Source organism: Mesorhizobium sp. M0478 (genome assembly GCF_040321305.1).
In the GTDB taxonomy this organism is placed as follows: Bacteria; Pseudomonadota; Alphaproteobacteria; order Rhizobiales; family Rhizobiaceae; genus Mesorhizobium.
On the sequence record NZ_JAMYRH010000024.1, the window covers coordinates 19201 to 42374 of the forward strand.

Annotated in this window: 22 protein-coding genes; 9 read left to right on the plus strand and 13 right to left on the minus strand. The window is 63.5% G+C overall.

Annotated features, from left to right (window positions below):
- The first annotated feature begins 21 nt into the window (after positions 1-21).
- From iolD to phnN, 7 genes are all read left to right on the plus strand, one after another.
- Positions 22-1872 carry a 3D-(3,5/4)-trihydroxycyclohexane-1,2-dione acylhydrolase (decyclizing) gene (gene iolD, locus NKI64_RS31310; RefSeq protein ID WP_352671956.1) on the plus strand — a complete coding sequence of 617 codons (1851 nt, stop codon included), beginning with the start codon at positions 22-24 and terminating at the stop codon, positions 1870-1872.
- 145 nt (positions 1873-2017) lie between these two features.
- Positions 2018-2935: a myo-inosose-2 dehydratase gene (gene iolE / locus NKI64_RS31315; RefSeq protein WP_023808067.1), complete on the plus strand. Its 918-nt coding sequence runs from the start codon at positions 2018-2020 to the stop codon at positions 2933-2935.
- A gap of 9 nt (positions 2936-2944) precedes the next feature.
- The gene (locus NKI64_RS31320; RefSeq protein ID WP_023694642.1) at positions 2945-3193 is read left to right on the plus strand and encodes a hypothetical protein; all 249 of its coding nucleotides are present in this window, start codon (positions 2945-2947) and stop codon (positions 3191-3193) included.
- Between the two features lie 191 nt (positions 3194-3384).
- Positions 3385-4197 carry a 5-deoxy-glucuronate isomerase gene (gene iolB / locus NKI64_RS31325; protein WP_023694643.1) on the plus strand — a complete coding sequence of 271 codons (813 nt, stop codon included), beginning with the start codon at positions 3385-3387 and terminating at the stop codon, positions 4195-4197.
- A gap of 254 nt (positions 4198-4451) precedes the next feature.
- Positions 4452-5159, plus strand: a complete 708-nt coding sequence (locus tag NKI64_RS31330) for a DUF1045 domain-containing protein (protein WP_023694644.1) — start codon at positions 4452-4454, stop codon at positions 5157-5159.
- Between the two features lie 34 nt (positions 5160-5193).
- The gene (locus tag NKI64_RS31335; protein ID WP_023728868.1) at positions 5194-6348 is read left to right on the plus strand and encodes an alpha-D-ribose 1-methylphosphonate 5-triphosphate diphosphatase; all 1155 of its coding nucleotides are present in this window, start codon (positions 5194-5196) and stop codon (positions 6346-6348) included.
- Complete coding sequence (gene phnN / locus NKI64_RS31340; RefSeq protein WP_023827374.1) at positions 6345-6974, plus strand: phosphonate metabolism protein/1,5-bisphosphokinase (PRPP-forming) PhnN; 630 nt, start codon at positions 6345-6347, stop codon at positions 6972-6974. The genes NKI64_RS31335 and phnN overlap by 4 nt, the downstream gene beginning before the upstream one ends.
- A gap of 2 nt (positions 6975-6976) precedes the next feature.
- Here the strand turns inward: phnN and NKI64_RS31345 are convergent, their stop codons facing one another.
- The 3 genes from NKI64_RS31345 to NKI64_RS31355 all read right to left on the minus strand — a co-directional run bounded on the left by NKI64_RS31345 (position 6977) and on the right by NKI64_RS31355 (position 10631).
- A complete protein-coding gene (locus tag NKI64_RS31345; protein WP_023672350.1) occupies positions 6977-7963 on the minus strand; it encodes an ABC transporter permease in 987 nt (328 codons plus the stop codon).
- A 44-nt stretch (positions 7964-8007) separates the two neighbouring features.
- A complete protein-coding gene (locus NKI64_RS31350) occupies positions 8008-9546 on the minus strand; it encodes a sugar ABC transporter ATP-binding protein (protein ID WP_352510633.1) in 1539 nt (512 codons plus the stop codon).
- Positions 9547-9668: 122 nt separating this feature from the next.
- Positions 9669-10631: a sugar-binding protein gene (locus tag NKI64_RS31355; RefSeq protein WP_023684049.1), complete on the minus strand. Its 963-nt coding sequence runs from the start codon at positions 10629-10631 to the stop codon at positions 9669-9671.
- Positions 10632-11210: 579 nt separating this feature from the next.
- Between NKI64_RS31355 and NKI64_RS31360 the strand changes: the two genes are divergently transcribed.
- Together NKI64_RS31360 and NKI64_RS31365 are read left to right on the plus strand one after the other, a co-directional pair.
- Positions 11211-12314, plus strand: coding sequence for a LacI family DNA-binding transcriptional regulator (locus tag NKI64_RS31360; protein WP_031197777.1), 1104 nt, complete (start codon positions 11211-11213; stop codon positions 12312-12314).
- A gap of 218 nt (positions 12315-12532) precedes the next feature.
- Complete coding sequence (locus tag NKI64_RS31365) at positions 12533-12715, plus strand: hypothetical protein (protein ID WP_031205052.1); 183 nt, start codon at positions 12533-12535, stop codon at positions 12713-12715.
- A 358-nt stretch (positions 12716-13073) separates the two neighbouring features.
- Here NKI64_RS31365 and NKI64_RS31370 read toward each other — a convergent pair whose 3' ends face one another.
- The 10 genes from NKI64_RS31370 to NKI64_RS31415 all read right to left on the minus strand — a co-directional run bounded on the left by NKI64_RS31370 (position 13074) and on the right by NKI64_RS31415 (position 22820).
- Positions 13074-13661 (minus strand): hypothetical protein, encoded by a 588-nt coding sequence (locus NKI64_RS31370; protein ID WP_352671960.1) that lies wholly within the window; start codon positions 13659-13661, stop codon positions 13074-13076.
- A gap of 547 nt (positions 13662-14208) precedes the next feature.
- Complete coding sequence (locus NKI64_RS31375; RefSeq protein ID WP_352671962.1) at positions 14209-15120, minus strand: ABC transporter permease; 912 nt, start codon at positions 15118-15120, stop codon at positions 14209-14211.
- A complete protein-coding gene (locus NKI64_RS31380) occupies positions 15117-16217 on the minus strand; it encodes an ABC transporter permease (RefSeq protein ID WP_352671964.1) in 1101 nt (366 codons plus the stop codon). Before NKI64_RS31380 ends, NKI64_RS31375 begins: the two co-directional genes overlap by 4 nt.
- Positions 16214-17737 carry an ABC transporter ATP-binding protein gene (locus NKI64_RS31385; protein ID WP_023699370.1) on the minus strand — a complete coding sequence of 508 codons (1524 nt, stop codon included), beginning with the start codon at positions 17735-17737 and terminating at the stop codon, positions 16214-16216. The genes NKI64_RS31380 and NKI64_RS31385 overlap by 4 nt, the downstream gene beginning before the upstream one ends.
- A 3-nt stretch (positions 17738-17740) precedes the next feature.
- On the minus strand, positions 17741-18838 hold the full coding sequence (locus tag NKI64_RS31390; protein ID WP_196813867.1) for a BMP family ABC transporter substrate-binding protein: 1098 nt from the start codon (positions 18836-18838) through the stop codon (positions 17741-17743).
- A 26-nt stretch (positions 18839-18864) separates the two neighbouring features.
- Positions 18865-20244, minus strand: coding sequence for an amidohydrolase (locus NKI64_RS31395; protein ID WP_023689144.1), 1380 nt, complete (start codon positions 20242-20244; stop codon positions 18865-18867).
- A 1-nt stretch (position 20245) separates the two neighbouring features.
- Positions 20246-20905: a glutathione S-transferase family protein gene (locus tag NKI64_RS31400; RefSeq protein ID WP_023699368.1), complete on the minus strand. Its 660-nt coding sequence runs from the start codon at positions 20903-20905 to the stop codon at positions 20246-20248.
- Positions 20902-21747 carry an aromatic ring-hydroxylating dioxygenase subunit alpha gene (locus tag NKI64_RS31405; RefSeq protein ID WP_352671966.1) on the minus strand — a complete coding sequence of 282 codons (846 nt, stop codon included), beginning with the start codon at positions 21745-21747 and terminating at the stop codon, positions 20902-20904. Before NKI64_RS31405 ends, NKI64_RS31400 begins: the two co-directional genes overlap by 4 nt.
- The gene (locus tag NKI64_RS31410; protein ID WP_023683609.1) at positions 21744-22397 is read right to left on the minus strand and encodes a Rieske 2Fe-2S domain-containing protein; all 654 of its coding nucleotides are present in this window, start codon (positions 22395-22397) and stop codon (positions 21744-21746) included. Before NKI64_RS31410 ends, NKI64_RS31405 begins: the two co-directional genes overlap by 4 nt.
- Positions 22398-22553: 156 nt before the next feature.
- Positions 22554-22820 (minus strand): acylphosphatase, encoded by a 267-nt coding sequence (locus NKI64_RS31415; protein WP_352671968.1) that lies wholly within the window; start codon positions 22818-22820, stop codon positions 22554-22556.
- Positions 22821-23174 lie beyond the last annotated feature (354 nt).

The window sequence follows — 23174 nt, forward strand, 5'->3', positions numbered from 1 at the left end:
AGGACTGCGGAGGAAAACACCATGAGCAAGACAATCCGCCTGACGATGGCGCAGGCGCTGACCCGCTTTCTGAGCAAGCAGATGACCGAGATCGACGGCAGACGAGTGCCCATCTTCGGCGGTGTGTGGGCGATCTTCGGTCACGGCAATGTCGCCGGCATCGGCGAGGCGCTGTACCAGCTGCGCGACGAATTGCCGACCTTCCGCGCCCACAATGAGCAGGCGATGGCGCATGCGGCGATCGCCTATGGCAAGGCCAATTTCCGCCGCCGCTTCATGGCCGCGACCTCTTCGATCGGCCCCGGTGCGCTCAACATGGTGACGGCGGCGGCGCTCGCCCATGTAAACAGGTTGCCCGTCCTGTTTTTGCCGGGCGATGTCTTCGCCAACCGCATTCCCGACCCGGTGCTGCAGCAGGCCGAGGACTTTTCCGACGGCACCGCGACGGTCAATGACTGCTTCCGTCCGGTGTCGCGCTATTTCGACCGCATCACCCGTCCCGAGCAGATCATCCCGGCATTGGCGCGGACCATGCAGGTGCTGACCGATCCGGCGGAATGCGGCCCGGTGACGCTGTCGCTCTGCCAGGACGTGCAGGCCGAGGCCTATGACTATCCCAAGAGCTTTTTCGCCGAGCGCGTCTGGCACCAGCGCCGGCCGCGTCCGGACCGGCATGAATTGGCGGCGGCGGTCACCGCGCTGAAGGGTGCGAAAAAACCGCTGATCATCGCCGGCGGCGGCGTGCTGTATTCGCAGGCTTCGGATGAACTGGCGAAATTCGCCGAGAGCGCCGGCATTCCGGTCTGCGAGACGCAAGGCGGCAAATCCTCGCAGCCCGACACACATCCGCTCAACATGGCGGCAGTCGGCGTCACCGGCACGTCCGCGGCCAACCGGCTGGCGGAAGAGGCCGATGTCGTGCTGGCGATCGGCACCCGCCTGCAGGATTTCACCACCGGCTCATGGGCGCTGTTCAAGAATTCCGGCAAGACCATCATCGGACTCAACGTGCAGCCTTTCGATGCCGGCAAGCATCGTGCGCTGCCGCTGGTCGCCGATGCGGCCGAAGGGCTCGCCGAACTCGGTGCTGCGCTGGGGAACTGGAAAGCACCGGCGACATGGACCGACAATGCGACCCAAGGCAAGAAGGCTTGGCAGGCCGAAGCCTCCAAGGTGACGGCGTCGACCAACGCCGCCTTCCCGTCGGACGCGCAGGTGATCGGCGCCGTGCAGCGCGCGCTGGGGTCCGGCGTGACCTTGCTGAACGCGTCGGGCGGCCTGCCGGGCGAGTTGCACAAGCTCTGGCAGGCAGGCGCGCCCGGCTCGTACCATGGCGAATATGGCTTCTCGACCATGGGCTACGAGATTGCCGGCGGGCTCGGCGCCAAGATGGCCAAGCCCGACCAGGAGATAGTCGTCATGGTCGGGGACGGCTCTTACCTCATGATGAATTCCGAAATCGCCACGTCGGTGATGCTTGGCCTGAAGCTGACCATCGTGGTGCTCGACAACAGGGGTTATGGCTGCATCAACCGGCTGCAGATGGCCACCGGCGGCGCCAATTTCAACAACCTCTTGAAGGACGCGCGCCACGAGATCCTGCCCGACATCGACTTCGCCGCGCATGCGGCGAGCATGGGCGCTATTGCCGAGAAGGTGCCGTCGATCACTGGCCTGGAGACCGCGCTGCAAAAGTCGAAAACCAACGACCGCACCACCGTACTGGTCATCGACACCGACCCGCTGATTTCCACCGACGCGGGCGGCCATTGGTGGGATGTCGCGGTGCCGGAAGTGTCAGCACGGCCGCAGGTCAACGCAGCGCGCAAAGCCTATGACGAAAAGCGGCAGATGCAGACTATTGGCGATTGATGCAAGTCAGCGCTGCCCCCTACCTCCCCCTTGTGGGAGGTCGGACCGCAGGTCCGGGTGGGGGTCTGGCGCCGCACCCCACCCCGCTGCTTCGCAGCGACCCTCCCCACAAGGGGGAGGGTGAACAAGAAACCGGAGCTAAAACTTGAAAGCCAAACTGGGCATGTCCCCCATTGCGTGGTGGAACGACGATCTTGCCGAACTCAGCGACGACGTCTCGCTGGAAGAGTGCCTGCGCCAGTCGCGCTCGGCAGGCTTCACCGGCATGGAAATGGGCCGGCGTTTTCCAAACGACCCCGAAATCATGCTGCCGATCCTGAAGCAGGCCGACGTGACGCTGTGCGGCGGCTGGTTCTCCGGCACGCTGGTCGATGAGGACATGGGCAAGAACAAGGATCGCATCCAGCCGATGATCGACCTGTTCAAGGCGGTGAATGCGCCTTGCATCGTCTATGGCGAGGTCGGCCGCTCGATCCAGGGCGATCGCTCCAGGCCTCTCGCCACCAAGCCGAAATTGTCGAATGACGAGATGAGGGCCTATGCCAGGCGCCTCACCGAGTTCGGCGAATGGTGCGCCGAGCAAGGCATGCCGCTGTCCTATCACCATCACATGGCGGCGGTGGTCGAGACAGAGCCGGAGCTCGATACCTTCATGCGCCATTCCGGCGAAGGCATTCCGTTGCTGCTCGATGCAGGGCATCTCGCCTTTGCCGGTGGCGACGTGCTGCGCGCCATCGACAACCACCACAAGCGCATCAGCCATGTCCATGTGAAGGATGTGCGCATGGGCGTGATCGACGGGCTCGACCGCACAAAGCAGTCCTTTCTCGACGCCGTGGCGCTCGGTGCCTTCACGGTGCCTGGCGACGGTTCGCTCGAATTCGGCGCCATCGTGCAGCGCTTCGCCGACCATGGCTATGAAGGCTGGTTCGTCGTCGAGGCCGAGCAGGACCCGAAAAAGAACCCGCCGCTGAAGATGGCCCAAGTGGGTTACAAGGAGCTGATGCGGGTGATGACGGCGGCCGGCTACACGGTCGAGACGCAAGGCTTTCCCAATGCGTAAGCCGGTCCGATGAAGGATTACGAGCACCCGTTCTTCCGGCCGCTGTGGCGGCGCGTTGCCGTCGTCGCCGTCTGCGTGATCTGGGCCGGAATAGAATTCGCCTCCGGCACCCCGTTCTGGGGCATCATTGCGCTCGGCTTTGCCGCCTACGCCGTCTGGCAGTTCTTCTATCTTTACAAGCCGGTGGAGGAGAGCAAGGCTACGCCTGATCGACCGAAGACCGGCGAAGCGAAGGCGGACGCCGAACCGAAGGAATGAACGGCCGTGGCTCGGAAGGGCTTGCGGGTCGGACACTCGACACCTGGCGTATCGCCTACGTCGGTGATTGGCCGGAATGTCCCTCGCTTCGTCATCCTAGGGTCTTCGCGACGGAGCTTCGCTCCTGCTTCGCCCTAGGATGACGAAGTTGAGAGGCCGACCTCGAAGACATGCGATAGGAGAGACAAAACATGTCGAAACTGCTCGTCAAAGCCGACAAGGGCCATGGCCGCGTCGCGCATGTCACGCCCAACAGCGCCGGCTGGACCTATGTCGGCTTCGACCTGCACCGTTTGAAGCCCGGCGAAAACGCCTCGGGTAAGACGGGCGGTCGCGAAGTCTGCCTGGTGTTCGTCACCGGCAAGGGCACGGCCAAGGCCGGCGGCCGGGAACTTGGCCTGCTCGGCGAGCGCATGTCGCCCTTCGAGGGCAAGCCGTGGTCGGTCTATATTCCTGAGGGGTCGGATTGGTCGGTCACCGCCGACACCGATCTCGAGCTCGCGGTCTGCTCGGCGCCGGGCCTGGGCGGCGGCTTGCCCGTTCGCGTCATCGCACCCCACGACCTCGGCCAGGAGACTCGGGGCAAAGGCACCAACACGCGCTACGTCACCAACATATTGCCCGAGGGTAAGCCGGCCGACTCGCTGCTGGTGGTCGAGGTCATCACGCCCGGCGGCCACACATCGAGCTACCCGCCGCACAAGCACGACCAGGACAATCTGCCCGCCGAATCCTATCTTGAGGAAACCTACTACCACCGCCTCAACCCGCCACAGGGTTTTGCCTTCCAGCGCGTCTACACCGACGCCGACAAGACCGGCGCCCGCGAGCTGGACGAAGCCATGGCGATCGAGGACGGCGATGTTGTGCTGGTGCCCAAGGGCTATCACCCCTGCGCCGCCTGCCACGGCTACGACCTCTATTACCTCAACGTCATGGCCGGGCCGAAGCGGACGTGGAAGTTCCACAACGCGCCCGAGCACGAATGGCTGATGAAGGCCTGATCGGCCTTCACTTGCGGCGGAAGCTGTTGGTCAAGCAGGAAAAAATCGTCGGCTAACGATCCATGGGGTCGATTTGCCTTCGAAAACCCGCATAAGCTTCGTCAATCCGTCATGGAAATCACCTATGGCAGCGGGCCAGTGCATGTCGCCCAAAAGTGCGCAGCTTTTTTGGGATGACGACATGCAGCAAATTAAAGACTTAAAGCGCGTCGCGCCATCGGTTCGGTTTCGGCGCGCTTTAAGGAGGATTTTCGATGCGCTACGCCATCTATTTCACCCCAAGGCAGGACGAGCCGTTGGCGCGGATCGCCGCCAACTGGCTGGGCCGCGACCCCTTTGGCGCCGCCACCAGGCCGGTCGAGGCGGTGGGCGAGCTGTCGGCGGCCGAAGTCGCCTTTCACACCGCATCGGCGCGGCGCTACGGTTTTCATGCGACGCTGAAAGCGCCCTTCCGGTTGGCCGCCAACGAAACCGAAAGCTCGTTGCGCGCGGCGCTGGACGCCTTTGCCGAAGCAACGCCGACGGTCACCATCCCGCGCCTGGTCGTCAGCCAGATCGATGGTTTCTTCGCTTTGGTGCCGGAAGGCCCGCTGCCGCCGCTCAACCGTTTCGCCGATTATGTCGTGCTTAGCTTCGACCGTTTTCGCGCGCCGCTCACCGAGGCCGAGATCGAGCGGCGCAGCCTGGATTCGCTGAAGCCGGCCGAGTTCCGCAATCTCTGCCAGTGGGGCTATCCCTATGTGTTTGAGACCTTTCGCTTCCACATGACGCTGTCCGGCCGGGCCGGGCCGCAGGAAAGCCAACGTCTGCGCGCGGCAATTGACAGCCTGTTCGCCGATGTGCTGCAGCAGCCGGTGCTGGTGGATGCGCTGACGCTGTTCGTCGAAACCGAACCGGGCGCTCCGTTCATGGTGCTTTCGCATCATGCGCTCGGCCGCCGCGCTGCCCGAAAAACCGCCTGACCGCAATTCGTCCGAGTAAGCAAGGACTGCCTGAATGACCGCCGAAACTGTTCTCCACAACGCCCGCATCGTGCTTGCCGACGAGATCGTCGAAGGGTCGCTCGTGCTGCGCGACGGTTTTATCTCCGGCGTCGACGCCGGCACCGGCCACACCGGCGGGAGCATGGGCGGCGAGGACATGGGCGGCGACTACATCATTCCCGGCCTGGTCGAGCTGCACACTGACCATCTCGAAGGCCACTATGCGCCGCGCCCGAAAGTGCGCTGGAACCCGATCGCCGCCGTCCTTGCCCATGACGCGCAGGTGGCCACCGCCGGCATCACCACCGTGCTCGACGCTTTGCGTGTCGGCATGGACGAGGACGCGGATATTACCTCCGACGACATCCGCAAGCTCGCCGGCGCGATCGAGGACAGCGTCGCGAAAGACCGGTTGCGGGCCGACCATTTCCTGCACCTGCGCTGCGAGGTCTCGGCGCCGGATTGCTTGCGGGCTTTCGCCAATTTCGATGGCGACGGGCGGGTCAAGCTGGCCTCGCTGATGGACCATGCGCCGGGACAGCGTCAGTTCGTCAATCTCGAGACCTACGCCCATTACTATCAGCGCAAGCTGAAATTGACCGATCGCGACTTCCAATTGTTCTGCGAAAAGCGGATGTCGGAATCAGCGAAGAATTCGGGACCGAACCGGGTGGCGATATCAGCCGCCTGCAACGAGCGGGGCATTGTGCTGGCAAGCCATGACGACGCCACATCGGGCCATGTCGACGAAGCGATCGAGCAGGGCGTGCGCGTCGCGGAATTCCCGACCACGCTGGAAGCCGCCAAGGCCTCGAAGGATGCCGGGCTCGGCGTGCTGATGGGCGCGCCCAACGTCATGCGCGGCTCCTCGCATTCGGGCAACGTCTCGGCCCGCACGCTGGCCGGCGACGGCCTGCTCGACATATTGTCGTCCGACTACATTCCCTTCAGCCTGATCCAGTCGGCCTTCTTCCTCGGCGACGTCGTCGAGGGCATTTCCCTGCCGCAGGCGGTTGCGATGGTGTCGAAGAATCCGGCCGAGGCGATCGGCCTAAACGACCGCGGCGTCATCGAACAGGGCCGCCGCGCCGACCTCGTGCGTGTGCGCGTCGACGACCATGTGCCGGTCGTGCGCACTGTCTGGCGCCAAGGGCGCCGGGTCGCCTGATGGTCTCGGCGTCGATCGAGCGCGAACTCAGCAGCGAGGCCTTTCCGCTCCGCAACGGCGTGTTTGTCGCCGTCGTCGGCCCGAGTGGCGCCGGCAAGGATACGGTAATCGGTTATGCCCGCACCTTGTTTGCCGACGAGACGAGGCTGGAGTTCGTCCGCCGGGTCATCACCAGGCCGAGCGATGCGGCAAGCGAGGATCACGACACGCTGGCCGACGCGGCCTTTGTCGAAGCCGAGGCCGACGGCGCCTTCGCCATTTCCTGGGAGGCGCACGGCCTGCGCTACGGCATTCCGGCCGATGTCGACTCGTCCATCGCCAACGGCTATGTCGCGGTCGCCAATGTCTCGCGCGCAGTCATCCCGGTGCTGCGGGAGCGCTATGCCAATCTGGCTGTCGTCGAGATCACCGCCTCGCCGGAAATCCTCGCCGAGCGTCTCGCCCAGCGCGGCCGCGAATCGCGCGGCGAAGTGCTGGCTCGGCTCGCCCGCAGCGCCAATATCGCTTTGTCCGGCTCCGGCGTCACCTCGATCGACAATGGCGGCCAGCGCGAAGCCGCCGGAGAACGCTTCGCCGAGGTGCTGCGCAAGGCGATGGCCTTCTCGGATATATCCGGCGTGATGTAGCGCTACTCCGCCGCGACAGTCTTCCGGCTGGCATCGAGCATCAGCCGCCTTGCGCGGAACACGCCCCATTGCTGGTCGACCAGCACGCCGATCAGGATCACGCCGCCCATCACCGCGAAGTTGAGCGAGGACGGGATGCCGAGCAGATTGACCAGGTTCTGCAACTCCTGCAGCAGCACGGTGCCCAGGATGACGCCAACCAGCGAGCCTTCGCCGCCGCGCAGCGAGAAGCCGCCGAGAACGGCGGCGGCAATGGCGTAGAGCTCGTAGAACTGGCCGTGGCTGGCCGGCGAGATCGAGCGCGTGTACATGGCGAAATAGATCGCCGACAGCGCCGTCAGCACGCCGCAGATGACATAGGCGGCCATCACGACGCGGCCGGTGCGGATGCCCGAATATTTAGCCGCCTCTTCGTTCTTGCCGATGGCATAGAGGTAGCGTCCGAACACCGAGCGGTGCAGCACCACCCACATGACGATCGAAATGACGATCAGTGCGATGAAACTGTTGGGCACGCCATAGCTGCGGCCCGCGGTGAGGAATTCGAGCTCGGGAAAATTCTGGCCGAAGGCGAAGCCGGCGGTGCCGTCGGCGGTATAGAAACGGGCGACCCCGCGATAGATCAAAAGGCCGCACAGCGTCACCACGAAGGGCTGCAATTTCAGCCTTGTGATCAGCCAGCCATGCGCCAGCCCGATGATGCCGCCCAGCACCAGGATCAGCGGCAGCGCCAGCGGCCATGGCATGTCGCGCACAGCGATGAAATCGATGAACAGCGTGCCGAGCAGCGCCACCAGCGACCCCACCGACAATTCGATGCCGCCGGTGATGATGACGAAGGCCTGGCCGATGGCGAGGATCCCGAACAGGCCGATCAGGTTCGAGGTGTTGGCGAGGTTGATCGGCAAAAGGAAGCGCGGGTTGATGGCGGTCACCACGGCGCCGACCACCAGGATCAGGATCAGCAGGCCGAGATCTTTTTTGCTCATCGTCTTCTCCCCAATGCGCCGGACCGGCAATCGCCTGAAGCCCGCTAGTTTGCCGGCTTGCCGACCGCCAGCAACAGCACGTTTTCCTGGCTGAATTGTTCCTTGTCGAGAATGCCCGAGATCTGGCCCTCATGCATGACGGCGATGCGGTCGGACACGCCGATCACCTCTTCCATGTCGCTGGAAATCATCAGCACGGCGACGCCGGCGTCGGCCAAGGCTCGCATCAGCCCGTAAATCTCGGCCTTGGCGCCGATATCGATGCCGCGCGTCGGCTCATCGAGGATCATCACCTTCGGGTTCATCGCCAGCCATTTGCCCAGCACCACCTTCTGCTGGTTGCCGCCAGACAGCGTGCCGGTTCGCGTCTGCACCGACGGCGCTTTGATGCCGAGATTCGTCTTCTGCTTCTCTGCGGTGGCGGCCTCGGAGCTTGCCGACACCAGTTGACGCTTCGCATGCGCCGGCAGGTTGGGCAGCGAGATGTTCTGCGCGATCGACAGGTCAAGCAAAATGCCGGTCAGCTTGCGGTCTTCCGGAACCAGAAAAATGCCATGCGCGACCGCATCGGCCGCCGAACCCAGCACAAGCGGCTTGCCGTCGAGTTCGAGCCCACCGCCAAGCGTGCTGTCGATGCCGAAGAACACCCGCGCCAGTTCGGTGCGGCCGGAGCCGACAAGGCCGGCGAGGCCGAGGATTTCACCGCGCCTGATGTCGAGGTCGACCGGCCGGGCAGGGTAGGCGGGGGTGCGGATGGCTTTGGCCGAGAGCGCAGTGGCGCCCGGCGCCCGAGCCGCCTCGGAGGCCTTCTCGCGCTCCTTCAGCATGCGGCCGATCATCAGCTTGACCATCTGGTCGTGGTTGATGGCGCTCTTCGGCAAGGTGCCAGCCAGCATGCCGTCGCGCAGCACCACGACGCGGTCGGCGACGCGCTCGACCTCATGCAGCCGGTGCGAAATGAAGATGACGCTGATGCCATCGGCCTTCAGCGCCTTGATGACGTCGAGCAGCTTGTCGGTTTCGGCGAGCGGCAGGCTCGACGTCGGCTCGTCGAGGATCACCAGCCGCGCCTTGATCGACAGTGCCTTGGCGATCTCGACCATCTGCTGCTGCGCCAGCGACAGCGAGGCAACCGGCGTATCGGCGGAGAAATTGGCGCCGACGCGCTTCAGCAGTGGCGCCACCATTTCGCGCAGCTTGGCGCGGTCGACCAATCTCAGCGGCCCGCCGCGCAACGGCTCGCGGCCGAAGAAGATATTGGCGGCAACATCGAGGTTTTCGAAGAGATTGAGTTCCTGGTGGACGAAGGCGATGCCCGACCCCAGGCTGCCTTCGACGGTAAGCCCGTCATGCGCAACGCCGTCGACGGTGATGGCGCCGCTGTCTGGCCTGGTGACGCCGCCGAGGATCTTCATCAAGGTCGATTTGCCGGCGCCGTTTTCGCCGACCAGGCCGATCACCTCGCCCGGCCTGACCTCCATGGAAAAGCCGTCCAGCGCCACCACGCCCGGATAGGTCTTGCGCACGTTCTCGAGGCCGAGGAACGGGGTGGTTGCGACGATAGATGGGTCGGAATAATTCATCACGCCATATTTGATCAGGCTTGCCAGCAGCCGGTGGGCTACAGACTGACGGGCCTTGGCAGACCCGTCAACACGATCGCCGGCTCAAGGCGAACCCTGAGCCGGCGCAACTGCTCGTGGTCTCAGTTTCCGGACATCGCCTTCAGATTGGCGGCATAGGCGTCGACATCGTCCTTACCGATGATCTTGGTCGGGATGATGATCAGGCCGCCTTCCGGAATGCCTGATTTGTCGCCCTTGAGATAGGCGGCCATCAGCTTCATGCCCTGATAGGCCCATTCGAAGGGCTGCTGCACGACGGTCGCCGCCACGGTGCCTTCCTTGACGCCGCCCAGCGTGATCGGATCGTCATCGAAGCCGACGACGGTGATCGAGCCGAGCTTCCCGGCGTCGCGCAGCGCTTCATAGATGCGCGGCGTGTTGTAGGAATAGAAGCCGACCATGCAGGTAATGTCGGGGCTGGCGACCAGCGCGTCCTCGACATTCTTCTTGGCGCGCGCCTGGTCGATGTCGTCGCCGCGCACGTCCACCAGTTCGATCTTGCTGCCGGCGAGGCCGTCCTTCATGCCCTGGATGCGTTCCTTGGCATTGTCGGCGCCGAGCAGGCCGACGAAGCCGAGGCACTTGCCGCCGTCCGGCATCGCTTTCTTGGCGATCTCGGCCGCCTGCTTGCCGGCGTCGACATTGGACGAGCCGATATAGGCAACGCGCTTGGTCTGCGGGGCATCGGAGTCGGTGGTGAACAGCGCCGTTTCCGACGCGATCTTGTTCAGACCGTCGGTCGAGGTCTTGGGGTCGACGGCCGAGACCATGATGCCCTTGACGCCGGCGGTCACCAGATCGTCCATCAGCCGCTGCTGGATGGCGACCGAGGACTGCTCGGGATATTTGAGTTCGAGATTGTAGTCGGGCAATTCGGCCTGCGCCTTCTTGACGCCGGCTTCGGCGGCCTTCCAGAAATCGGAAGCGCCGTTGACGACGAAGGCCAGCGTCGGCTTGTCGTCGGCGCGCGCAATGGCTGTCGCGGTCAGGCCAAGCAGCAGGGCTGCGGTGGCCACGGATGCATGTCGTATCAAGGATTTCATGTTCAACCTCCCGTTTTGGCTCAGTCGTCGGACTGAACCGATCTTGCATTCACTGACTTGCCGCTCGCGATTTGGACGCCCTCCTCCTCAGGGGTTCCCGGCGCTGAAGAATGGCGTCGTCGGTCGCGATCACGGACTTTAGAGACTCATCCCGTGCTCGTAAATAGTCTGATTTGTCTGACATATCACATGTCCGAGACCAGGCTTGCGGAGGCAAACCCCGCTCGCCATCGGGCCATTCACGTGCACTTCTCGCCGCACGGGCCCACCTGACCGGACACGGCGGATTGACGTTACAGCGTCGTTTTGTATTAGTAAACACTATTAGCAGAGGTCTCGCGCGGACACTCGGCGGCGGCCCTAGGTCTAGTTTGCCCGAACAGGTGCAGCACGGCTTCGCGCAAGCAGATGCCTTGCAGTCCTCGAATTTCACGCGGCCCGAAGCGGCATGGCGGGGAACTTCAAAGCTGCTAATAAAGATAAACGCCTTCGACTATTTCCATTGGTCGACGGCGCGACACCATCTTGTCGGTGTGGCAGGCTTGCGACTAGACAGGCTGGGGATTGGGACGCAATGCCATGAGCGAGACGAGGGATCCGGACGACACGGCGAAGCGGCGCAAGGCGCCGGCGAGAGCCGCCAAGGGCGGCCGCGTCACCATGACCGACATCGCCAAGGCAGCCGGTTGCTCGCAGGCGACCGTCTCTTTCGTGCTCAACGATTCGCCCGGCATCCGGCTGTCGCAGCAGACGCGCGAGCGGGTGATCGACGCCGCGCGTGCGCTCGGCTACGCAGCACCCGCCTTCTCGGCGCTGCGCAAACCTGTTGCCGCCTTCGATGGACTTGACGGTGTCATCGGTTTCGCTGTCGACCAGTTGGCGACAAGCCCGGAAGCCGTTGTCGCCATCGAGGGCGCGCGCCAGGCATCGTGGAACGCCGGCAATGTGTTGCTCGTGGCGCAGACGATGGGCGACTCCGTCATGGAGCCGCGCGCCATTGCGGCGCTCACCAGGCGCGGCATCTCGGCGCTGGTCTACATGACCATCTTCACCCGCGAGATCACGGCACCGGACTTCCTCTACGGCCTCGACATCCCGGTCATCCTGCTCAACTGCTACACGGCCGATTATGCCTTCCCGGCCGTGGTGCCGTCCGAGATCGCCGGCGGCCAGAACTCGACCCGGCATCTGATCGGCCACGGCCACCGCCGCATCGCCACCATCACCGGCGAGCCGTGGATGCAGGCCGCGCAGGACCGGCTCAAAGGCTACCGCAGGGCGCTCGCCACCGCCGACATCCCGTTCGATCCCGAACTGGTGGTCGAGGGCGACTGGTCGGCGAGCGCCGGCTACGCGGCGACCGTGAAGCTTTTGGCGCTGAAAGAGCGTCCGACCGCTATCTTCTGCCAGAACGACCGCACGGCCATCGGCTGTTACGAAGCGCTGAAGGAGGCGGGCCTGCACATCCCGCAGGACATCTCCGTCATCGGCTATGACGACGAGGAGATCGCCCGTCACCTGTTCCCGCCGCTGACGACATCGATCCTGCCGCACATGGCGATGGGGCAATGGGCGATCGAACAGCTCGAAGTGCCGCCGCCTGCCGGCCGCGGCCGCTATCCCATCACCAAGCTGGAATGCCCGCTGGTCGAGCGGGAGTCGGTGGCAGCTGTGGCTGGATAAAGCTGAAACAACCCATCCCGATGCAAATCGGGATGGGTCTGTTTGGTGGTTGCGCCTCAGGGCAGGGTCAATCCGGGAACGTGCCGCGGTTAGAACCGCAAGACGACAAAGGAGCGCCTGCGATAGCAGCGCCGGCGCAACCGGCCATGCCGCCAGAACGTGCGGCAGTGCCGTCTCCAGACATGCCGCCTGTGGTGGCGACGACGGTGCCATCGCCGATGCGATATCTGCTCGACATCGCCCGGGCCTTCGTCGTCATCAAACGAATTGGCATCCTGCTTGTCGAGTTCATCGAGAATGCCGTTGCCGACATTGGGAACCCCGGCCACGGCCTCGAGAGGCCGAACCGCGGTAGCAAGCGCCGCGGCCCCCGCAACGCCGAACAATGCTGTCAAGAATGATCGCCGATCCATCAAAACCTCCATCAGCAAGACAAGGCTAACATGACGAGCCTAACACAAAGCAGCTAGAGCGGGTGATACAAAAGGCCAGAGGCGAATCTTCGAGCCGGCCCAAACGGGTGACCGGACGGACGGCAGAGGTCAGATTAAGGCCGCAACCGGGCGGCGCGCTTCCTTCGGCTCGGCGACCAAGCCATGCGGAATGCCGCCGATGAAAGCGCACAGCCTGAGCGGTTCCGCCTTTCCGCGAAACGCTGAACCGCTCGGCAAAGCTCTCTCCCTAAGAATGCCCGCCACCTTGCGGCATTGGGGCTGGCTGAGAGACTGACGCCCCACGGCAGATGCGATGTTGCGGTACTCAGCGCCGCGCCAATATCCGGCAGAGCTCCTTCAGGTCCCGGTCGTAGGTGCCCTTGCCGCTGAGCACGCTGGCGCAGCGTTTCTTCATCTTGGCGATCTGGCCGGCCGACATGGCGCTGATGGCAACCACCGCCGGTCGCGTCGGCACCGCCGGCGTGTTGGGATCCCGAGGGCTGGTGGGCGCGGTCGGTGCGCCAATGCCGACCCCGACCCCGGCCGTCACCCCATTGCCCACCCCGACACCGGCGCCGACCCCGACACCGCTGCCGACGGTTGCGCCGACCCCGACCCCGACGCCCGTGCCGACCGATACGCCGGCGCCGGCGGTAACGCCGCCGCCAACCGTAGCGCCGACACTGGCGGTGGTGCCGCTGGTGCCGCCGACCGTTGCGCCGACATTGGCGCCCTTGCTGCCGCCGACCGAGACGCCGACGCCAAGCCCGCCGCCACTGCCGCCGACCGAGACGCCCACCCCACCGCTGCCGCCGATGCCCACACTGAGCCCGCCCGCGCCAGCCGGAAAGCACAAAGCCACGGCAACAGCGCCACCGGCCAAGGCCTTTGTTAAACTTTTAAAGAAATCCATAATGACGCTCCCCGTGTTGGTTGCCTGGACGCAGGTTGAACAGCATCCGTTACCAATATGATTACGCGAGTGTAGCGTTTTTAGTTTCTGCAAGAATAGGTAGTATTGGGAATCGTTGTTATGGCTTCTTGCGGCGACCGGAATATATATTTTGGAATTGGCGGAAAAAATCGAGGATTTGCGGTTAGACTCGGAACCTTAGACAGGCAGGACGAGTGCTCGCATGCGGGAATTTACCGGGCGCATGCCTCAGGCCATCTTGCGACGCCGCTTCGCTAGGCTGCGGTGGAGAATGGACCCTCGAGAATGGGGCTCGTACTGCAGAAAAGGGGACGACCCAAGAAACCCGCGACGATCTCCACCGATGTCGGGCGCGTTGTGCGTCACATCGTTCCGCTGCTCGCAGTCGACGGCGTCAGCGCTACCCTTGCGGGCATACCTTCGCCCCGTTTGGCGTTTCTGCCCTTTGGATCGGATGCCGATCGTCCGCTGGCGTTTCGAATCTCTTCAACTTACGCCGAGTTTCGCAAATCCACTTTCATCCCGGCTAACGTTCGAAGGGTTCGCCAAGCGAGGCGACACCGTTCAGCCTGAGCAAGCGGCGGTCCGCCGAGATGACACCGAGCACGACGATCGTAACGAGATAGGGAAGGCTGGAAAGCAGTTGCGATGGCAAGTCCAGACCGGTCGCCTGGGCGGCAAGGCTCATCAGCGAAACCGCGCCGAAGAGGCAGGCACCCAGGAAGATGCGGCCAGCGAGCCACGTACCAAAGACAACGAGTGCGATCGCGATCCAGCCACGTCCGGCAATCATACCGTCCGCCCAAAGGGGCGTGTACACCGCCGCCGCATAGGCGCCGGCAAAACCCGCCATCATGCCACCAAAAGCTATGGCCGCGACACGGATAGCGATGACCGGATAGCCGATGGCGTGGGCTGCCTTGGGATTCTCGCCGATTGCCCTCACGACAAGGCCGACTCTCGTATAGGCAAACATCGCCCAGATCGCAAACGTCACGGCAAGGGAAAGCCATACGACGACGTCCTGGACAAACAGCCTGCCGACTACCGGGATTTCCGAGAGGCCGGGAAAGACAAGTTTCGGGAGCCCCTTCACCGTCAAGCTCTCGTAGCTTTTGCCGAACAGCGCCGAAAGGCCTTGGCCGAGAATGCCGATCGCAAGGCCTGTCGCGACCTGGTTTGCCCGGAATCCGAGTGCCAGCACTGCAAAGACGAGGGACAGGACGGCGCTACCGAGGCCGGCGGCAACGAACCCCAGCAGGTGTCCACCGCCGTGGTAGACGACGATGAACGCGAGCACCGCGCCGAGGGCCATCAGGCCCTCTACGCCGAGGTTAAGAACACCGGCGCGCTCGACCACCAACTCGCCGAGTCCGGCAAGGAGAAAGGGGGTTGCCGCTGCGAGCATGCCCGAAATAATGAACTCGACGGCGTTCATGGCTGGCTCAGGTGATGGGGGCGGCGCCACTCGATGCGGTAGCGCACGAAGGCCACAGCGCCGAGATAGGCGAGCAGCAAGCTGCCTTGGAAGACGCGGACGGCGGCGATCGGCAGGTTTGCCGACACCATCGCATTGTCGCCGCCGATATAGAGGACAGCCATAAAGAGCGCGGAAAAGATGATGCCGACTGGATGCAAGCCGCCGAGATAGGCGACAATGATGGCCGCATAACCGTAGCCGGTCGAGATCGAGCGCTGCAGCTGGCCGAGCGGACCCGCGACTTCCGCCGCGCCTGCCAGTCCCGCCGCCATGCCACCGATCAGAAGCGATAGCCAAATCGCACGCCCTTCGCTGAAGCCGGCGTAACCGGCCGCGCGCGGGGCAAGGCCGCCGACCTTGAGCTTATACCCCATGAAGCTTCGCTGCATGAAAACCCAGGCCACCAGCGAGAGCGCAAGTGTGATGAGCAGCGAGACGTTGACGCGGGTACCGGTGATCAGGGTCGGCACCATCGCGTCGTTCTGAAACATGACGGATTGTGGGAAATTGAAGCCGGTCGGGTCCTTCCATGGGCCGAGCAGCAGGTAGTTGAGGACTTGCGCCGCAACGAGGCTCAGCATCAAGGAGACCAGGATCTCGTTCGCATTGAGCCTGACGCGCCAGAAGGCGGTGATAGATGCCCAAAGTGCACCGCCGAGGGCACCGAGAAGCAGCATCAGCGGCCAGATCCACTGCCCGGTCGCCTGCGGAAACCAGACGGGGATCGCCGAGGCGAAAATAGCGCCCAGGATAAACTGGCCCTCCGCGCCGATGTTGAACACTTTTGCGCGGAAACCGATCGCCAGCCCCTGAGCAATGAGGAGAAGGGGCCCCGCCTTCAGCAGCACCTCCGCAAACGATGCCCAGGAGAGGAACGGCTCGAGAAGCATCGCGTACAGGACGGCCGCCGGATCTCGGCCTATCAGCACATAAAGGCCCAGATTGAGGATGATCGCCATGCCAAGCGCGACAGCCGGGGCCAGCATGGCCGCGACGAGCGAGGCATGCTCCCGGCGGACGAGCGCGGGGAGGAACGGCGCGGCCCAAACGCTCATGCAGGAACCTTCTCTGGCGAGGCATGTGCTCCGATCATGTATCTGCCGATGTCTTCGGGGCGCGTGTCCCGCGTGACCAGAGGCGGACTCAGCATTCCATGATGGAGCACCTGGATGAAATCGCAGAGTTCGAAAAGTTCCTCGAGTTCCTCGGAAATTACGAGGATCGCCACGCCCAGGTTGCGCAACGCGATGAGCCGCCTTCTGATGGCGGATGCAGCGCCAATGTCTACACCCCAGGTTGGCTGCGCCACGAAAAGCAGTTTTGGCGACAGCATCATCTCGCGACCGACGATGAATTTCTGCAAGTTGCCGCCGGACAGCGAGCCCGCTTCGGCATCCGGGCCGGAGGCGCGGACGTCGTACCGACGGATGCATTCGCTGGTGAAAGCCGTCGCTCCGGCGCTGTTGATGAGGCCGCGCCTCACGAGATCGAAAGGATGGGCGGTAAGAACGGTGTTGAGCACGAGCGACATTTCAGGGACCGCGCCGCGTCCCAGCCGGTCTTCGGGCACGAAGGCGAAGCCAAATCTCCTGCGCGCGGCCGCATCGAGTGTGCCTACGTCGCGGCCCATCATGTAGATCCGGTCGCGTTGTTCCTTCAGCAGCATCGCTTCGCCCGAGATGAGCGCGGCAAGCTCGCCTTGGCCATTGCCCGATATTCCGGCTATGCCAAGGATCTCGCCTGATCGTACCGTGAGGCTGATGCCGGAGAGCGGCGTGGCAAAGGGGTCGTCCGGCGTGTAGTCCATGTCGATTATTTCCAGCCGCTTCTCCCCCTCGGGCATGGCCAACGCGGGCATCACCTCGGGCATGTCGCGGCCGATCATCATCCGGGCGAGGTCGTGCGCATCATAGTCGCGCGGGTCGACGGTGCCGATAACGCGCCCTCCACGCAAGACCGTCGCCTGGTCACAGATCGTGCGAATTTCCTCCAGTTTGTGGGAGATGAACAGGATGGACACGCCGCGGTCGCGAAGGCGCCTGAGCGTGTCGAACAGCTTCTTCACCGCCTGCGGCGGCAAGACCGAGGTCGGCTCGTCGAGAATGAGCAGCTTCGGGTCCGTCATCAGGCAGCGGATGATCTCCACCCGCTGCCGTTCGCCGACCGATAGCGCGTGCACATCGGCGAGAGGATCTACTTCAAGGCCAAAATCCTGGCCGAGGCTGCGGATGCGCCCGGCCAGCTCCGCCTTGCCGCCGGGGACGACGAGCTGGATGTTCTCGACGACAGTCAGCGTCTCGAACAGCGAGAAATGCTGAAAGACCATGCCGATGCCCCTGCGCCGTGCCTCAGCCGGCGAGGCAAGGCGCAGAGGCTCTCCGTTCCAGACGACGGTGCCTTCGTCCGGCTGTTCAACGCCATAGATGAGCTTCATCAGCGTCGATTTGCCCGCCCCATTCTCCCCGAGGATCGCATGGATCGATTGGGGCGCCACGTCCAGATCGATGGCTTCGTTAGCCCGGATCTGGCCGTAGCTCTTCGAGATGCCGCGGAGCGACAGAAGGGGCGGGGTCATGACTTACTTCGGCAGTGGTGTGGTGACACCCTTGACGTGCCAGTCCATCGCGACGATCTCGGGATCCGCTATCGTCGCACCGGCGGCGGCGGCTTCGCTGCCGTCGGCCTTGGTGATTGGACCTGTGAAGGGCGAGAAGCTGCCGTCGGCGATCCTCGCCGCCACTTCCTTGATCTTCGTCATCGTGTCGGCTGGGATATCTGAGTTCCAGTCCACGACCTCCACCACCTTTTCCGCGACGCCGAGGAAGGTGTTGGCGCCCTTGAAAGTTCCGGCGAGATGGGCATCCACGGAAGCCTTGAAGAAGGGCGACCAGTCCGTCGCGATGCAGCCGAGATATTTCTTCGGTGCATATTTCTTCATCGACGAATTGAGGTTGAACGCATAGACGCCAGCCTCCTCGCAGGCCGAGATCACGGAGGGTGTGTCCTGCGCGTTCGAGAAGATCACGTCGCAGTTCTGTGCCATCAGCGCCTTGGCGGCTTCCTGTTCCTTGGCCGGGTCGAACCAGGAGTTCACCCAGACGACCGATACCTCGACATCGGGATTTACAGTCTGTGCGCCGAGCGTGAATGCGTTGATCGAGGTGATCAGCTCCGGAATGGCGAAGGCCGAGACGGAGCCGAGCTTGCCGGTCTTGGAAAGAGCTGCGGCGGCTATGCCGAGCAGGTAAGTGCCCTGGAAATACTTCGCCGCGAAGGGCGAGAAATTCGGCGCGGTCTGGAAGCCGGAGGCATGCAGCACGGTGACCCCAGGATCGCGGCGGGCGATCTGTAGTGCACCATTCTGGTAGCCGAATGAGCCGGCGATCAGGAACTTGTTACCGTCGGCGACGGTCTTGTTCATGATCCGGTCGGCGTCCGGCCCTTCGGCGATGTTCTCGATGACGGTGATCTTCACCTTGTCGCCGTAGGCGGCCTTGACCGGCTCGAGGCCGGCGGCGAGCGCATGGCCCCAGCCGACATCGCCGACCGGCGACGGGAGCACGAGCGTGATACCGAGCGGCTCGTCGGCCGCAAAGGCGGGACGGCTGCCAAGCGCGCCGGCAAGCCCTGTCGCGGCAAGGCCCTTCATCAGAGTTCTGCGGGTCAGATAGTTCAGCATGTCAGTTCCCCTGTCTTAAGTTGTTAGAATTCCACCGCGGCAAAGGCGGCTTCCGCGTCCGCAGCAAGCCGGGCCTCGTTCAGCCCGGTAAACGCACCCTTCTCCCAGACGATGCGGCCGTTGATCATGGTCATGTCGGTGGGCATGCCGATACCGACCTTGGCGATCAGGCTCAATGGATCGTGGCGCGTGCCGACATAATCCATGCGGCGCGTGTCGATCGCGAAGAGGTCGGCGGCCATGCCGGGCGACAGTCGGCCGATGTCATTGCGGCCCAGAAGCGCGGCCCCGCCCGTTGTCGCATAGCCGAGGAAATCGACCGGCGCAGGCACGGGATGAGCGCGCGTCGAGGCCGCCAGGCATTGCAGCATGTAGGCGGAATGGATGCAGTGCATGAGGTTGGAATTGTCGTTCGAGGCAGCACCGTCGCAGCCGAGACCGACGCGCAGGCCAAAGGCGGACATGGCGGGAATATCAGTCACCTCCGCGCCCACCAGATAGACCGGCTCAGGGCAATGCGAGACACCGGTGCCGCTCGCCGCCATCAGCCGCAGTTCGTCATGCGTCAGCTCCCAGCAATGGGCATAGAAAGTGTCTCGGCCGGCAAATCCGAGGTCCTCGAGATAGTCCACCGTACGCATGCCATGGCGGGCCTCGATGATCGGGCTTTCGCCCTCGCCGACATGGGTGTGCATCCGCACCCCGCGATCACGCGCCAGCGAAACCGATTCCACGAAGGTCTCGCGGTAGCAGTTGACCGGCTGGCAGGGAGCGACCACGACCTGACGCATGCTGAAGGGACTGGTGTCGTGATAAGTGTCGATGAGGCGTGCGCAGTCGGCAATGAATTCGTCCGTGGTCTCCAGCATCTCGTCTGGAATGGTCGAGCCTTCCGATTTTGGCAGCGTGTTGCCGCCGCGGCCGGCATGGAAACGCATGCCGAGAAGATCGGCCGCTTCGAACTGCCGGTCGATGAGCCGTTTTCCGGCATGGCGCGGAAAATTGTACTGGTGGTCGAAGGCCGTCGTGCAACCGTGCTTTATCATCTCTGCCATCGCCGTGATCGAGGCGTGGTAGAAACAATCCTCGTTGAGCCGGGAGAAGATCGGATAGATCCGGTCGAGCCATTCGATGACCGACAGCTTCGTCCAGTCGAGTTCGGCACGGTTGCGCACAAAGCACTGAAAGAAGTGATGGTGCGTGTTGACGAGGCCGGGATAGACGAACCAGCCGTCGGCGTCCTGCACGATAGTACCGGCCGGCAACTCGCTTCTGTGCAGGCCTTGCCCGATTGCCTCGATCTGCGGGCCATTCGTCAGCACATCGACATTGCGCCGGACGCTCGGACCCCTGCCCTCGTCGGTGATGACCGCTGCGCAATTCTTCAGGAGATAGCCGGTCACCTCACGCCTCGTCCAGCATGGGTCGCGGTTCGGGCTTCAACTCGTGCAGCCGGTGGATACCGGGCATTTCGATGAAATTGTCGAGGCTGCGGAGCGCTCGCGACCAGAGCCGGATCGTGGGATACGGATCGAGGGAAACGCCGCCGTCGGGCGCGAGCGCGACGTAGGGAAAGCAAGCAATGTCGGCAATCGTCGGCCGGTCGGATGCGAGAAACCGATCGCCACGCATTTTTTGTTCGAAGAGGCCGGCTTCCAGCTCACGTAGTGCCGCTATGCCATTGGCCTGAAGCGCACCGATGTCACCGGGACGCAGCAGCATCTCATGCAGGCGCGCGCCGCCGAGGTTGGCGGTCAGCCTGTGCGAGAAGGAAAGCCATTGCTGGATGCGCGCCGTCTCCTCGGGGGCGCCGCTGCCGAGCCAGGCCGGTGCTGCCTTCGCGGCGAGATAGCCAAGCATGGCGGAAGACTCGGTCAGGATCAGGTCGCCGTCTTCAAGGATCGGGATGGAGCCTCCCGGATTAAGCGCCATAAGCTCGGGGCCACGATGCTCGGCGCCGGGATGGAAGTCGACCGGGCGGATTTCGAGCTTCACACCTGACAGCGTCGCCATCAGGCGCACCTTGTAGCAACTTGGGGAGAGGATGTAGTCGTAAAGCTTCATTGTGCCACCAATTGCGCGCCGTAGGTATAATTGTGGCGCTTCAGCCAGCGGCGATAGGCGACCGAGGTCAGGTCGGCGCGCGTCGGGATTTCCATGCCGGGATCGAGCGGCAAAAGACGCGGGATCTGGTTTTCGAGGATCGAGCGGTCCTGCAGGAAAATCGTCTGCTGGAAATGGATGAGGTCGGTCTGTGGCGTCTCGTCATCGAAAAGCGCCATCCACGGCCAGACGTCGCAGAGATCCTCGGCAAGCGGTTGGACGAATAGCGCAATGACATCCCATTCGCCCGGGCGCGGCGGGCAGGTCTTGTAGAGGACTGAGCAGGTCGGAGCCGGCACGCGGTACATGTATTCCGTCGTGATACCTCCGCTCGCGGATTTCGCCGCCTGCGGCTGGTAGAACTTTACCTGGGTCGCCCAGACCTCGTCCTCTTCCTCGCGGATCTCGACCTTGTAGTTTTCGACCTCGGTATGCGGCTCCGAGCCGAGGATGTCGGTATGGACGAAGGGGAAGTGCGCGATGTCGAGGAAGTTCTCGACGGCGCGGAGCGGCGAGCAGCGCACCCGCACCACGCCGACATCGACGAAGCGGCGCCCGGGCTGGTCTGCCTCGGGAATCGGAAAGACCGGTTTCTTCGGTTCGCCGAGCGATGACCAGATATGGCCATAGCGCACCGAAACCGGCAGCACGCGCCCGTTTTCGCCTGTCACTTTCGCCGCGCCATTGGCGTCGAGCGCAACCTTGATCGGCTCGTCCATCAGGGTGGTCTCGCGCCCATAGCGGTCGAGCCGGCTGAAAAGCCCGACCGGATACCATTCGTCGCGCATCGCATCGTCGATCATGGCACAGCCCCTTTCGCCTCGATCCCTTCGGCCATGCGCCGAAGGCTCTCGGCGGCTCGCGAGGCGGCGATGCGCTCGGACGCATCGCAATCGGCTGGAACAAGGACGTGGATCAGCGTCTCGCCGGCTTCCTGCGGGATAGGCAGCAGGCGAATTGCCGGCGCGCCGGGTGCCTGCCAGACGTATCCTTCAACGGTGGCCTTCGTACCGGCAGCGACCGAGAGCGCCGAATGTCCGGCACGGGCCGTCAATGAACGGAGCGGCACGTAACCCTCAAAAAGGGGTGGCTTGCCATCAGGCTCTCCATCAGCGACCCAGATGATCCCGCCGGCCTCTTCGACCAACCGGGTCGCAACGCGAATCGTCTCCGGCGGCGTGAGGCTGGGATGGGCAGGAATGCGCAGGCACTGACCGGCCTGCGAATAGGTCCAGCCGTGATAGATGCAGGAGAGCGCCTCGCCGCGCACGAAGCCATGGGAGAGGCGCATGCCGCGATGCGGACAGCGATCCGCCGATGCCGCCAAGCGCCCCGATTGGCTTCGCCAGAGGGCAATGGGACCGGCGGGCGTCCGCGCCGGCATTACCTGTCCTGTTGGCAGATCCTGGGTAAGGGCGACCGGCACCCAGGTGTCCGTCTTGTCGGACAGCATGACCTTACTTTCCGTACTGATACTACTGTTTCCCGACCAGAGAGATGCCGGCGCAAGGAGTTGGCGAACCGCTCGACGCGGCTGACGTATGCATAATAATTTCGCAATTGCAATATTGGTTAAATTAAGTGCAAACCGAGGTAACCACACGCAAAGCTATATGTTTTTTTGCTCGACAGGCGCGCGGTCGATCGTCTCGACCCAGACCTCAATGGGCCCAAGCGAACATCCCATCTCCATCATGTCGATCAGCTCCGCCGCACCGGCAATATCGAGTTCGATGCGATCGGTGCTTGCATGAGCGATGTGGTGCGCGAGACCGAGCTTGGCCGCATGGCGCATGATCCAGGGCACGAAGGACGCGGGTTCGAGGTGGCCGCGAATGGTCATCCGCTCATGCAAGCGGTATTGACTTTGCTTCATCACGAACGGAACGCCTTGGTGTCACGGTCGGCAGCATAGCGTCTGACTGAACGGGCGGAAGTGGTAATCGACGCGCCATAACGCCGAATATCGACTGATCGCCCGTGCCTAGACCCGGGCACTCATGCATGTCGCCCAGAAGTGAGCCGCGGTCCTGGGACAACGACATGCATTAAAACAAAGACTTCAAGCGCGTCGCATGGATCCGTTCAGCGTGACGCGCTTTAGGGTTATCTGAGCTATTGTAATACAGTGCCCTTCCCGAGAGATGGGTGACAGTTCATTCCGGAGACATGGGTTACACTTTCGGCCCTTTGCAAGGAGAGCAAGGTGCCTTGGAAGGAGTGTAACGTC